This window comes from Aliivibrio sifiae (assembly GCF_002954715.1).
GTDB lineage: Bacteria > Pseudomonadota > Gammaproteobacteria > Enterobacterales > Vibrionaceae > Aliivibrio > Aliivibrio sifiae.
In genome coordinates this window covers 310,050-324,207 of sequence record NZ_MSCP01000001.1, presented here as the reverse complement: position 1 = coordinate 324,207, position 14,158 = coordinate 310,050, and the positions used below count along the sequence as shown (strand labels likewise).

The window sequence follows — 14,158 nt, the reverse complement described above, 5'->3', positions numbered from 1 at the left end:
GATGTTGGCATAAGCACACTGAAGGCAATACACAATGAAACTGAAATTCCATTGGATTGGATTAGCGCTATTAGCAGGCTGCCAAACCGCACCTCCTCCAGAGCAGACTCAGACTGAAACCACCTCAACGGTTACAATTCCTTCAAAAACAGACTCGACACCTTCTGAAGTAAAGCCAGTTGAAAAACCAACTTTAACGCCTCAAGAACAAGAAGATGTTTGGCAACGTATTGCAATGCAATTAGAGATGCCAATTCCAGACCAAAAGTCAGTTGATTATTATCGTAACTGGTACATAAAACATCCAAGTCATTTACGAACAGTGGCAAAACGAGCACAACCTTTCTTGTATATGATCACGGTTGAGATTGAAAAACGAGGCTTACCTATGGAATTAGTCCTTCTTCCGGTTGTAGAAAGTGCGTTTGACCCATTTGCTTATTCACATGGCAGTGCAGCAGGTCTATGGCAATTCGTTCCAGGTACTGCTGATCGCTTTAAATTAGAGCGCAACTGGTGGTATGACGGTCGCCGCGATGTCCCTGCGGCAACAAATGCTGCTTTAGATTATATGGAATATTTTGATAGCCGCTTCGATGGTGACTGGCAAAATTCAATTGCATCTTACAACAGCGGTGCTGGTCGAGTATCAAGAGCCATGACTAAGAATAGAAAGCTAGGTAAGCCAACCGATTTCTTTTCATTAGATTTACCAGAAGAAACCAGTGGTTATGTTCCTAAATTACTTGCTCTTGCTGATATTATAAAAAATCATGAAAAATACGGTGTAGAACTGCCACCAATCCCAAATAAACCCGTTCTTGAAATGGTAGATCCTAAACAACAATTAGATCTTGCTATTGCGGCAGAGTTTGCTGGTATTTCAATCACGGAATTACAAGGTTACAACCCTGCTTATAATCAATGGGCTACCTCTCCAGATGGTCCTTACCATTTATTATTACCGATTGAGCATGTTGACCAGTTCAATGCCAACTTGAAAAAGAACGCGAATAAAACAATGAAAGTTGTTCGCTATAAAGTTCAACCAGGCGATACCATCAGTCAATTAGCTGTTAAGCACAACACGACAACGAATATTATTGAACAAACCAATGATTTGAATGGTTCTAGTATTCGCGTTGGACAATACTTGTTAATCCCAACAGCATCTCAAGGGAATAAAACATATGCATTAAGTGCTCCACAACGTTTAAAAAAGACTCAAGCTAAAGCAAAAGGGAAATACAAATTAGCTCATAAAGTTAAAGACGGTGAAAGCTTATGGAGTATTGCTCGTGACAACTCGATTTCATACCGAGATCTAGCAAAATGGAACGGCATGGCACCAAAAGATTCATTACGTGTAGGTCAAAATTTAGTTATTTGGAAAAACAGCTCTGATGGTGCAATCATCCGAACTGTAAATTATCAAATCAGACAAGGTGACAACCTAAGCTCTATCGCACAGAAATTCAGTGTCTCTGTGACAGATATCATGAAATGGAATAACATCGAACGTGGCTCTTATATTAAGCCAGGACAAAAATTAAAACTTTACGTTGATGTTACTAAGGTAAACGTATGACACCTTCTTCAAATCCATTAATTTTATTGATCGATATATTTCGCTCTCCCGCTGATTGTTTTGCCGCGTTATATGAACGAGGTAAATGGGCTTGGCTACCTTATGTTTTACTTATCTTTGCACCATTTATGTTCTGGGGAACCTATTTTGACCTAGTCAATTTTGAATGGGTAACTACGAACTTAACCGCTCAAATAGAAAGTGTTGGCGGCCAAGTTCAAGGTGAATGGCTAACCAAAGAAATTTTGTTAGCTGGTGAGGTAATTAATGATGTTATGGGACGAACAGCAACCATCTTATTATTAGCGCTATGGTTTAAATTGGCTACAAAGCAAAACCAATACCAACACAGCTATTTTAAATGGATTGCAGGTAGCACCATTGTTATGTTCCCTGCACTGATTGGTGACATTGCTAGTTACGCTAGTCTTTTATTAAATCATGCGAATATCATGCCTTACGCTGCTGACTTAAATAGTCTAAATGGTTTAATTAAACTGCCTATGACAGACCACTGGTCTGCTTATGCAAGTTCTTTCCCACTGCTTATGCCGTGGTATATAGCACTAAGCTATGCTGTCTTGGGCGCATGGACAGATTTAGAGCGTTCTAAAGCATTAATAATAGCAATCCTTCCTTGGGTTACTTGTTTTACGTTGTGGGGCTTTATAACTGCGTTTTCAGGCTAAAACTGACCTGTAGCGGATTATGATCAGAAGCGTTACTCTTCATAGAGTGCGCTTCTGTTACTTCTAGGCCACGATAAAAAATATGATCTAACGGTAAACCTGTAATAAAACGCATACGATCATCAGGAGTAAATAACACTTCTTTTAAATCTAATGTCTTCACCTGTTGTTGCAACGTTTCCAACCTATCATTACTCCATGAATTAAAATCACCAGCAATAATCAAAGGGCCATCATGCTGCTTTACCTCTTGTGATAATGCTTCAATTTGATTTTTATAATCTTCAGTTCCTAATGTAAAATTAATGGCATGAATATTTACTACCATTAACGTCTGTTTATCTGACAAAGGGTACTCAGAGAGAAGTGCTGATTTAGGTAGCCGTAGCCAAGGTTCTATCGCGGTATGCGCACACACTTTTTCAGCCGACTCTTTTGCTAATGTTAAAACACCAGCACTTGTATCAAATATATCGAAAGCTCTTACCAACTCAGCAGAGTACGATTTATCCACCACAAATTGTTTTAATTCCGGTGTCAAACTGGCTTCTTGCAATAACACTAAATCAGAAGAGATCGTTAATGAATTTAATGCTGCTTTCCAATCGTCTTTCTGTTGTTTGTAAATATTCCAAACTAAGACATTCAATTGACCATGGCGATCGATTGGTGTTGAAGTAGTAAATTGAGTACAACCAGACTGATACGTTAACGGTGCATCAGGAGTAATATTAGAGAGTTCAATCAATTCAGGTTCGAGAGGAACTGTAAATACAATTGATTTAGCGGCGAGAGCTAGCCCAACTAATAACGCTGAACCAGATAAAAATAACGTTCTCTTTTTCATAAACAAAAAAAGGAGCGAATCATCACTCCTTCCTTAAATAGTAATAATGCTAACTAGATTAGCAGATACTGGTGTTCATGTGGGTATTAAATCGCGTCTTCGTCTTCTTCACCAGTACGGATACGAATAACTCGACTAACATCAGTAATGAAAATCTTACCATCACCGATTTTCCCAGTTTGAGCAGTTTCGATGATAGCATCAACACACTGGTCTACAACATCGTCAGTAACAACGATTTCAAGTTTTACTTTTGGTAAAAAATCGACCATGTATTCTGCACCACGGTACAGCTCAGTATGCCCTTTTTGACGACCAAAACCTTTAACTTCCGATACAGTCATGCCTGTGATACCAACATCAGCAAGGCTTTCACGCACATCATCAAGCTTAAATGGTTTAATGATCGCTTCAATCTTTTTCATATTAGTCCTTTAACATTCATAAATACTATTAGCCTATTATCCTTGAGCTAAAGAGAACATACAACCTAGGAATGGCATTAGTTGATTTAGGCTTACTTCATTGCAGAATAATAAGCAGCTAAATTAGCCATATCTGCATCATTCAACATTGCAGCCATCGGTTGCATTATTGCTGAGTTACCACCATTACGTTCTTTATTTTTATATGCTTTTAATGATGACTCGATATATTGAGCATTTTGCCCTTTTAAGTTTGGGTAACCGGGGATAACAGCAATACCATCAGCGCCATGACAAGAGGCACAAATCGCTGATTTCGCTTGCCCAGCTGCAGCATCACCCGCTGCAAATGTCGGCGCTGAAGCCATTAATACGATCATTGCTAGTCCAATTGTTTTTTTCATAATATTGCTCCATTCATATTTACTATCATTTTGACAAGTTCATGCTAAATGTCTATTTTAAGCCTGATTTCTTCCAGATCAGCTCACACTCTTCACCTGAAAATGCCTTACAGACAAACAACCCTGCAACAGCAGCAAGTTCTTCATTATAAAAAACCATTGGTAATCTTGCTCTCTGCCAACTTGGGATCCCATACTCTTGGTACAATTTTTTCATTTTACGGCTGTGATCTCGAGTTTCAGGATGAGGGGAAAGCCCTTGAATATTAAAACGCACTTCTACTTTTTCATGTTTTAAAGGAGCTCTTAATAATAACCCTGTTTCACGGTCTGCTTCATTATGTTTAATTCCCGCAGACTGATGCTCTAACGCGAGCCACCCAAGATTATCTGGCAATTCTATCATTTGTTGCAGTTCGCATTTCCAAAACGAAAGATCTTCATACTGAGGTAAACAATATAAATTATTTTGAAAACGTCTTAATTGAATTAAACCCAATACTAAAGATGGATTTGCGTCTTCTTTTGCTTTTGCAACTTCAGTCCACAATATTTTCAACTGAGTTTGACTAGGCATGGGGATGGAGAATTGTTTCAGCCATAGTCGAAGTAACATATTACGAGCCAGTTCAGACTCTTTATCTAACTGTGAAATAGAAATCCCACAATAAGCATCTTGAAATGCTGTTAATTTTGGTTCAAGCAATTCAGTAAGTAAGCTTTCTTGTTCTGCACATAGTTGAGCACTGCGTGACACCGTAGAACCAAAGTTTGGCCAACGTTTAACTAAATTAGGCACAACTTGATGTCGTAAAAAATTTCGGTCAAAGCGCGTATCGTTATTACTCTCATCCTCAACCCATCCTAATTTATTATCGTGAGCATATGCTTCAATATTAGAGCGAGATTGAGTCAATAATGGACGACATTTATACCCTTTTAATAATGGGATAATTGAAGGCATTGAAGATAACCCAGTCGGACCACTGCCTCTTTTTAATGCTAGAAAAAAGGTTTCAACCTGATCATCCTGATGCTGACCTGTGAGTAATAAACTATTGGCTTGCATATACTTTTCTAATGCTTGATAACGGGCTTTTCTTGCAACTTCTTCTAAGCTGTCTTGCGCACTAACAACCAGCTCCACTCGTTCAATATAGAGCGGAATAGACAGTAAATCACAATGTGCTTGGCATACTGCTTCCCAATCAAAGGCATACTGACTCAATCCATGATTTACATGAACAGCAATACATTCTAATTGTTTCTCTTTAGCATAAATTGAGGCAAGACGAAGCAAGACCATAGAATCAATGCCACCACTTAAAGCAATTACTAAATGTGGTTTGGCTACAGGGTAAGAATCTAATTGAGATGAGAATTGAGAGTTAAGCATAACAGTATGTCCAGATAATAAAAAAGCGAGCACTTAGGCTCGCTTTCACTTTACTCTATCTGACCGAAATTATCAGCAGTAACCGTAGTTCATTAGACGTTGGTAACGACGATCAAGCAATGCTTCTTCGTCAAAGCCTGCTAATTCGTTTAATTGTTCAATTAAACGAGCCTTAATATTTTCAGCCGTTGCTTTATGATCACGATGTGCTCCACCTAGAGGCTCATCAATAATCGTATCAATCAATTCAAGCTCTTTTAAGCGAGGTGCAACAAGACCCATCGCTTCAGCAGCTTGTGGGGCTTTATCTGAATCACGCCATAAGATTGATGCACAACCTTCAGGAGAAATTACTGAATAAGTAGAGTATTGAAGCATATTCACGTAATCACCTACGCCAATGGCTAATGCTCCACCAGAGCCACCTTCACCAACAACATTACAAATCACAGGAACACTTAGTTCCGACATGATTTTTAAGTTCATTGCGATAGCTTCAGATTGTCCACGCTCTTCAGCGCCAACACCAGGATAAGCACCAGCGGTATCGATGAAAGTAATGATAGGCATTTTAAAACGCTCAGCCATTTGCATTAAACGTTTTGCTTTACGGTAACCTTCTGGTTTTGGCATACCAAAGTTACGAAGTACTTTTTCTTTAGTACCACGACCTTTTTGATGACCAATAATCATAACAGGACGACCATCTAAACGAGCCATACCACCAACTAATGCTTTATCATCAGCAAAAGCACGATCACCGGCCAGTTCATCAAACTCTGTAAACATGTGTTCGATGTAATCTAGTACATATGGACGCTCAGGGTGACGAGCAAGTTGTGCAACTTCCCACGCACCTAAGTCACTAAATGTTTTCTTTTTAAGCTCTAAACATTTATCTTCTAATTGCTTAATTTCTTTTTCTAGATCAAGCGTATTATCTCCACCACGGCGAGAAATATCACGCAGCGCTTCAATTTTAGCTTCTAGTTCTGCAATTGGTTTTTCAAATTCAAGAAAATTTAGGCTCATTAAAGAATCCTTATTAGTTCAAGGCCGCTCAAATTAGCAGCCTTACTTATTCTAGTTAAATTCAAGCTCGACTTGCTGTTCGCCAAGCAACGATTTCAAATCATCCATCAGTTGGTCTGTTGGCGTCACTCGCCACTCTGTCCCTAAGACCAACTTAACACGAGCATTCGCTCGCTGATAATATACATTTACCGGAACAGTCCCTGCCCGATTCGGCTCTAGTATTTGACTAAAGCGCTCAAAAAATTGATTGTTAATTTGTGCTTCTGTAACAGAAACTGATAATCCACGAGCGTATTTTTCTCGTGCATCCCCCAATGACATCACTTCACGGGCAGACATTTTAAGCCCACCATTGAAATCATCAAAGCTGACCTGTCCAGAAACAAGCACTATTTTGTCAGTTTCTAGCAAATCAGCGTATCGATCAAGCGCATCTGAGAATAACATGACCTCCATTCGACCGGATCTATCATCCAATGTCATTAAACCGATCCGGCTGCCACGTTTTGTGGTCATTACTCTAGCAGCAATAACTAAACCTGCAACTGTTACAGTTTGATCACGTCTGGTAACGTGAGCATCATTCAAACGCCACGTTGTATATCGAGATAACTCTTTAATATACGCGTTAACTGGGTGACCTGTTAAATAGAGACCTAATGTTTCCCTCTCCCCTTCAAGCCATACTTTTTCAGGCCATCTTGGAACATGTGTATACGCTTGTTCAACTTCTTCAGGTGCTTGAGTTAACACCCCAAACATATCTGATTGACCAAATGATTCCGCTTGATGATGTTGCCCAGCGGCTTTCATTGCATCATCTAATGACGCCATCAATGCAGCACGATGAGGGCCAAGTCTGTCTAATGCGCCAGAACGGATCAATTTTTCTACCACACGCTTATTGGTTTTTTTGGTATCAATTCGAGAGCAAAAATCAAATAAATCACGGAAATGTCCGCCTTTATTACGAGCCTCTATGATATTCTCAATAGGCGCTTCACCAACCCCTTTAATCGCACCAATACCATAAACAATCGCGCCATCTTCATCGACATTGAAACGATATAAACCGGCATTAACATCTGGTGGAAGCACTTTTAACTTCATACGGAAACATTCATCAACAAGACCTATAATCTTATCGGTGTTATCCATATCAGCGGTCATTACCGCCGCCATAAACTCTGCAGGATAATGCGTTTTTAACCATAATGTCTGATAAGAAACTAAGGCATAAGCGGCTGAGTGAGATTTGTTAAAACCATAACCAGCAAACTTTTCTACCAAGTCGAAGATTTTCATCGACAACTCACCATCTACGCCATTAGCAATCGCACCTTCTTTAAAGGTACCACGCTGCTTTGCCATTTCTTCAGGTTTTTTCTTACCCATTGCACGACGAAGCATGTCGGCACCACCTAGCGTATAACCCGCTAAGATCTGGGCGATTTGCATAACTTGTTCTTGGTATAAAATGATACCGTAAGTTGGTTCTAGTGTTTCTTTAAGTGATTCATGCTGCCAAGTAGCATCAGGATAAGAGACTTCTTCTCGACCATGTTTACGGTCTATAAAGTTATCTACCATGCCTGATTGCAATGGACCAGGGCGGAATAGTGCCACTAATGCGATAATATCTTCAAAGCTATCTGGTTGTAGACGTTTGATCAGATCTTTCATACCACGGGATTCCAATTGGAATACCGCGGTAGTTTCTGAGTTTTGTAATAATCTAAATGACGCTTGATCATCCAAAGGAATTGATTCAATACGTACCGGATCTTTACCTTCTTTCTTCAAGCGAGGATTTACTAACCCTAAAGCCCAATCAATAATGGTTAAGGTTCTTAAACCCAAGAAGTCGAACTTAACTAGACCTGCAGTTTCAACGTCATTCTTATCAAACTGTGTTACGGGGAAGTTACCATCCGCATCACAATACAATGGAGCAAAGTCAGTAATTGTCGTTGGTGAAATAACAACACCACCCGCATGTTTACCTGCATTTCGCGTACAACCTTCCAAGATTCGACACATATCAATCAAGGCTTTAACTTCTTCATCGCCATTATAAAGCTCTGGAAGTTGAGGTTCAGCATCAAATGCTTTTGCTAATGTCATACCAGGATCTGGCGGGATTAGTTTTGAAAGACGATCAACAAAACCATAAGGATGCCCAAGAACTCGGCCTACATCTCGAATTACCGCTTTTGCCGCCATGGTACCGAAGGTAATGATTTGAGATACCGCATCACGACCATACATTTCAGCGACATGATCAATTACCTGATCACGTTTATCCATACAGAAATCGATATCGAAATCGGGCATGGAAACACGCTCAGGATTCAAGAATCGTTCAAAAAGGAGATCGTATTCGAGAGGATCAAGATCGGTAATATCCAGGGCGTAAGCAACAAGTGAACCTGCACCAGACCCTCGACCCGGACCAACAGGAATATCATTATCTTTAGACCACTGAATAAATTCCATTACGATAAGGAAGTAACCTGGGAAACCCATTTGGTTAACTACGTCTAATTCAATTTGTAAACGTTCGTCGTATTCAGGTCTTCGTTCTAAACGTACTTTTTCATCAGGGAACAAAAAGGCTAAACGTCGCTCCAAACCTTCTTGAGATTTTTTAACTAAGAAGTCTTCAATTTTCATCCCTTCCGTTGGAAAATTCGGAAGAAAGTACTCCCCAAGACGTACCGTAACATTACAACGTTTTGCAATTTCAACACTGTTTTCTAACGCTTCTGGTATATCAGAAAACAGCTCACACATTTCATCTTCTGAACGTAAATACTGTTGTTCACTATAAAGTCTTGGTCGGCGGGGATCGACTAAAGTAAAGCCATCATGGATAGCTACTCGAATTTCATGCGCTTCAAAATCTTCCGCTTTAATAAAGCGAACATCATTGGTAGCAACAACTGGCAACCCTTCTTTTTCGGCTAACTCTACAGCAAAGTGAAGGTAACTTTCTTCATCAGAACGACCTGTTCGAGTTAATTCAAGATAATAGTGTTCAGGGAAATGGGTTTGATAAAACTCAACACATTCATCAGCAAGTTCTTTATTGCCTTTAAGCAGCGCCTTACCTACATCACCATTTTTGCCGCCAGAAAGAAGAATTAAGCCTTCTCTATGCTCTATCAACCACTCTTTATCCATTACTGGAGTATGTTGAACGTGACCGCGTAGGTATGCTTTTGATATTAATAACGTAAGGTTTTTATACCCTTCATTATTTTTTGCTAAGACAGTTAGGTTAAACAGTTCATTACCAAATTCTTTTGACTGAACCGTAAAATCTGCACCTATAATAGGTTTAACACCTGCGCCATGGGCAGCAAAATAATACTTAACTAAACCACATAAGTTAGTGAAATCAGTTAATCCCATAGCTGGCATGTTCATTTCAGCAACTTTCTTTACTAATGGTGGGACTTTAGAAAGGCCATCAACAAGTGAGAAATCACTATGAACTCTAAGGTGTACAAATTTAGGGTCAGACATTACTCTATTCCTAACACACGTTTCACGGGTTTAAAGCTACGGCGATGTTCAGAAATCACACCATGCTCTTCAATGGCAGCAAAATGTGCCTTGGTTGGATAACCTTTATGCTTCGCAAAACCAAATTGAGGAAATTCTTTATCTAGAACTTCCATTTCTCTGTCGCGAGTTACTTTTGCAATAATAGATGCAGCACTGATCTCTTGAACTCGTAAGTCACCTTTAACAACAGCTAAACTAGCCATTGGTAAATCAGGGACTTTATTACCATCAATTAAGGCAAAATCTGGCGTTATTTTTAATCCTGCAATGGCTCTTTGCATCGCAACCATTGTAGCTTGTAAGATGTTCAACTCATCAATTTCATGAGCTTCACAGCGACCTAGTGACCATGCTAATGCTTTTTCTTGGATTTCTGGAAACAATAAATCACGCTTTTTATCCGTCAATTTTTTAGAATCCGTTAAACCTTCGATTGGATTATTTGGGTCTAAAATAACAGCAGCCGTTACAACTGCACCAACTAATGGTCCACGCCCTACTTCATCAACACCAGCAAATAACTGGTAACCTTGAGGGTATTCAAATGGAGGTAATTCTTTCGAGTCTGTTTTTTTTGTCATAACGTTATTCTGCTGTTTCTTTATTAATTAGACGTAAGACGGCATTAGCGGCTTGCTTGTCCGCATCTTTTTGGATCCATTGATGCATTTCAGTAAACTTTTCAATTAATTCACTGTTATCTTGGCTCAATACTTTTTCCATTGCCGGATAAAGAAAATCAGGGTGACACTCTTCTTGAATAAACTCTTGCACTAATTCTTTTCCTGCTAAGACATTAGGCAAAGAAACAAATTCAGTAATCGAAAGCTTTTGAGCAATCCATCCTGTTAGTTTATTTACTTGATAACCAACAACCATTGGTCTTTTTATTAGCATACATTCAAGTGCTACCGTACCTGATGCTAATAATACAGCATCAGCGGCTGTCATGACATTTCGGGCCGTATCTTGAATAATTGTAAATTCTAATTCAGGGGCCGTTTCTTTCCAGATTGTTTCAAACTGTTCACGGCGTTTTTCGTTAACAGCGGCAACGACAAACCCCATTTTAGGATGTTGTTTATGAATACGTTGACAGGTTTCAATAAATGGTTTGGCAATTAATGCAACTTCACCACCACGGCTACCTGGTAAAACGGCTAGCCATTGACGATCTTGTTGTAAACCTAATAATTCACGAGCTGAAATTTGATCGCTTTGCATTGGAATTGCATCAGCCAATGTATGGCCAATAAACTCACAAGCTACATTATATTTATCATAAAATGCTTTTTCAAACGGCAAGAATGCTAAAACAAGATCCGTTGCGGCATCAATTTTAAATATACGTTTTGGACGCCAAGCCCATACAGATGGACTAACATAATGAACTGTTTTTATACCTTTCTCTTTTAGCGTTTTTTCTAAACGTAAATTAAAGTCAGGCGCATCAATACCGATAAAAACATCTGGTGGGTTTTGAGTAAAATGATTAACAAGTTCTGCTTTCACTTTTAATAAACGAGGTAATCGACTCAATACTTCTACCAACCCCATTACGGCCAGTTCTTCCATATCAAATAATGACTCACATCCTTGAGCTATCATTTTAGGTCCGCCGATCCCCACAAATTCAGCACCAGGATATTGTGCTTTTACTGACTTAATAAAGCCTTCACCTAGCGTATCACCAGATAACTCACCAGCGACAATACCAATTCGTAATGGTTTGGTCATTTTTGCTCCAAAATAAAAAAGGCCTACATCAATAGGCCTTTGTAATATGCTTATATACTTCTAAACGCCGTTATTAACGAATAATACCGCGCGTCGATTTCTCAAACAAATCTAAGAAGCCTTGAAGTACTGGAAATGCTTCAATTTCTTTATTTATCTCAGCTTTTGCTTCTTCTAATGTATTACCATTACGATAAAGTGCTTTATAAGCTCGACGAATAGCATGAATCTCAGGTTTTTCAAAACCACGACGTTTTAATCCTTCGATATTGATACCGAAAGGCTTACAGTGGTTACCTTGTGCCATCACAAACGGAGGCACATCTTGAACAACTACAGACGCACCGCCAATGAAGCTATGTGCTCCAACGGTACAAAACTGATGAACAGGAGACAATGCAGAAACAATCGCATAATCTTCAACCGTTACATGGCCAGCTAATGTCGCGTTGTTACCCATGATGATGTTATCAGCAACGATGCAGTCATGTGCAATATGTACGTTCACGCAAAGTAAATTATCATTACCAACAGTCGTTACACCACGATCTTGAACTGTACCTCGGTGAATTTGAACGCTTTCACGAATAACATTACGATCGCCAATAACGACTTTAGTTACTTCACCGCCGTATTTTTTATCTTGGCTTTCTTCACCAATAGTAGCAAACGGGAAGATACGGTTATCTTTGCCTATCGTCGTATCGCCTTTAATGACAACATGCGACATTATTTCTGTACCTTCCCCAATCGTTACATTACCAGTAATGTAAGTGAATGGTCCAACAGATACATTAGCGTCAATCGTTACATTACCTTCAATAACTGCTGACGGATGAATTTGAGCCGATTCATGAATCATAATTAAAACTCTCGTCTTGCACACTTAAGTTCAGCTGAACACACTACAGCACCGTCAACTTTAGCTACACCATTAAATAGTGCAATACCACGGCGATCTTTAATGAATTCAACTTCAATAATTAATTGGTCACCAGGAACAACTGGTTTACGGAATTTTGCTTTATCAATACTAGCAAAATAGTAAAGTTCATTCTCAGCAGGAGCACCAAACGATTTAAATGCTAATAGGCCAGTTGCTTGAGCCATTGCTTCAAGAATCAATACACCTGGAAAAATTGGCATTTGTGGGAAATGGCCAGTAAATTGAGGTTCATTCACAGACACATTCTTGATCGCGTGTAAGTATTTTTCTTCTTCGAAATCTGTTACTCGGTCAACCAATAAGAATGGGTAACGGTGCGGTAATAACTCTTGGATTTCTGTAATGTTGAGTGTTTTATTTTCACGAGTCAAAATAATATTCCTGTAAAACAATATCGTATCTGAGTAATAGTGTAGCTCAAATAGAGTAATAATAGATAGACAAAGGTCTGCAAAATGCAGACCAATACTTATTAATTAGAATGTTAACGGATGAGAGTTAGTCGAGTAACTTTTTCTCTACTGCCTTTAATCGCTTATTCATTTCATCAATCTTATGAACACGAGTTGCAGTTTTTCGCCATTCTTTATTTGTTTGCAGTGGAATACCTGATGAGTACATGCCTTTTTCGCTAATGCCTCTCATCACCATACCCATACCAGTGATAGTTACGCCATCGGTAATGTCAATATGGCCATTAATCACTGAACCACCACCAATAATACAATGTTTACCAATACTTGTACTACCAGCGACAATTGTACCACCAGCCATCGCTGAACCAGATCCGATTTGTACGTTATGAGCGATTTGAATTTGGTTATCAATAATAACATTACTTTCAATCACTGTATTATCAATTGCACCACGGTCAATCGCAGTATTGGCACCAATCTCAACGTTATCACCAATAATGACAGAGCCGAGCTGAGGTATTTTAACCCATGTACCACGGTCATTTGCGTAACCAAAACCATCAGAACCAATAACAGTACCTGATTGAATTAAACAAGATTCACCAATTTCTACGCGATGGTAAATAGAAACATTTGCCCATAACTTCGTATTTTTACCAATTTTTGCTTCTTGGCCAACAAAACAGCCTGAACCAATAATCGCACCATCAGCAATAACTGCTTTCGATTCAATTACTGCATTATGTCCAATAGCAACACCTTCTCCAATCATTGCATCATCAGCAATATACGCTGATGGTGCAATATCTTTTGCTGGAGCTGGTGTTGTATCTAAAGCTTGAGCTGCTAAAGCAAAGCCTAAATATGGGTCTCGCATTATTAATGCATTAGATTGACAGAACTCAACGTCCGCCTCTTTCACAATCACCGCTGATGCTTGGCAACTAGCCAATTGCTTACGATATTTAGCATTTGAAAGAAAGGTTATATCCCCTTCTCCAGCCTTGCTCATCGAAGCGATAGAATGTACAACAACATCACCGTTACCATGAACGGTTGCACCCAGTTTTTTTGCCAATTCAGCAAGCGTAATACGAGTCATGTT

Annotated in this window: 13 protein-coding genes; 2 read left to right on the top strand and 11 right to left on the bottom strand. The window is 39.2% G+C overall.

Annotation, left to right across the window (positions count from 1 at the left end; all coding sequences use genetic code 11):
* Positions 1 to 34 precede the first annotated feature (34 nt).
* Positions 35 to 1,588, top strand: a complete 1,554-nt coding sequence (locus BTO23_RS01375) for a LysM peptidoglycan-binding domain-containing protein (RefSeq protein ID WP_061003052.1) — start codon at positions 35 to 37, stop codon at positions 1,586 to 1,588.
* Positions 1,585 to 2,277, top strand: a complete 693-nt coding sequence (locus tag BTO23_RS01370) for a YIP1 family protein (RefSeq protein WP_060991644.1) — start codon at positions 1,585 to 1,587, stop codon at positions 2,275 to 2,277. Before BTO23_RS01375 ends, BTO23_RS01370 begins: the two co-directional genes overlap by 4 nt.
* Here the strand turns inward: BTO23_RS01370 and BTO23_RS01365 are convergent.
* The 11 genes from BTO23_RS01365 to lpxD form a co-directional block, all read right to left on the bottom strand.
* Positions 2,255 to 3,124 carry an endonuclease/exonuclease/phosphatase family protein gene (locus BTO23_RS01365; protein WP_061003054.1) on the bottom strand — a complete coding sequence of 290 codons (870 nt, stop codon included), beginning with the start codon at positions 3,122 to 3,124 and terminating at the stop codon, positions 2,255 to 2,257. The two genes, BTO23_RS01370 and BTO23_RS01365, sit on opposite strands and share 23 nt — an antisense overlap.
* Positions 3,125 to 3,210: 86 nt before the next feature.
* Complete coding sequence (glnB, locus tag BTO23_RS01360) at positions 3,211 to 3,549, bottom strand: nitrogen regulatory protein P-II (protein ID WP_060991646.1); 339 nt, start codon at positions 3,547 to 3,549, stop codon at positions 3,211 to 3,213.
* A gap of 92 nt (positions 3,550 to 3,641) precedes the next feature.
* Positions 3,642 to 3,953, bottom strand: a complete 312-nt coding sequence (locus tag BTO23_RS01355) for a c-type cytochrome (protein WP_060991647.1) — start codon at positions 3,951 to 3,953, stop codon at positions 3,642 to 3,644.
* A gap of 52 nt (positions 3,954 to 4,005) precedes the next feature.
* Complete coding sequence (gene tilS / locus BTO23_RS01350; RefSeq protein ID WP_211295911.1) at positions 4,006 to 5,349, bottom strand: tRNA lysidine(34) synthetase TilS; 1,344 nt, start codon at positions 5,347 to 5,349, stop codon at positions 4,006 to 4,008.
* 72 nt (positions 5,350 to 5,421) lie between these two features.
* Complete coding sequence (gene accA / locus BTO23_RS01345; protein ID WP_060991648.1) at positions 5,422 to 6,381, bottom strand: acetyl-CoA carboxylase carboxyl transferase subunit alpha; 960 nt, start codon at positions 6,379 to 6,381, stop codon at positions 5,422 to 5,424.
* 51 nt (positions 6,382 to 6,432) lie between these two features.
* Positions 6,433 to 9,912, bottom strand: a complete 3,480-nt coding sequence (gene dnaE, locus BTO23_RS01340; protein WP_061003056.1) for a DNA polymerase III subunit alpha — start codon at positions 9,910 to 9,912, stop codon at positions 6,433 to 6,435.
* Positions 9,912 to 10,535, bottom strand: a complete 624-nt coding sequence (gene rnhB / locus BTO23_RS01335) for a ribonuclease HII (protein WP_060991650.1) — start codon at positions 10,533 to 10,535, stop codon at positions 9,912 to 9,914. Before rnhB ends, dnaE begins: the two co-directional genes overlap by 1 nt.
* A gap of 4 nt (positions 10,536 to 10,539) precedes the next feature.
* Positions 10,540 to 11,691, bottom strand: a complete 1,152-nt coding sequence (gene lpxB, locus BTO23_RS01330; RefSeq protein WP_060991651.1) for a lipid-A-disaccharide synthase — start codon at positions 11,689 to 11,691, stop codon at positions 10,540 to 10,542.
* A 73-nt stretch (positions 11,692 to 11,764) separates the two neighbouring features.
* The gene (gene lpxA, locus BTO23_RS01325) at positions 11,765 to 12,553 is read right to left on the bottom strand and encodes an acyl-ACP--UDP-N-acetylglucosamine O-acyltransferase (RefSeq protein ID WP_060991652.1); all 789 of its coding nucleotides are present in this window, start codon (positions 12,551 to 12,553) and stop codon (positions 11,765 to 11,767) included.
* Between the two features lie 2 nt (positions 12,554 to 12,555).
* Entirely contained in the window at positions 12,556 to 13,008 is a 453-nt protein-coding gene (fabZ, locus tag BTO23_RS01320) for a 3-hydroxyacyl-ACP dehydratase FabZ (RefSeq protein WP_060991653.1), read from the bottom strand.
* Between the two features lie 127 nt (positions 13,009 to 13,135).
* Positions 13,136 to 14,155: a UDP-3-O-(3-hydroxymyristoyl)glucosamine N-acyltransferase gene (lpxD, locus tag BTO23_RS01315; protein ID WP_061003059.1), complete on the bottom strand. Its 1,020-nt coding sequence runs from the start codon at positions 14,153 to 14,155 to the stop codon at positions 13,136 to 13,138.
* Positions 14,156 to 14,158 lie beyond the last annotated feature (3 nt).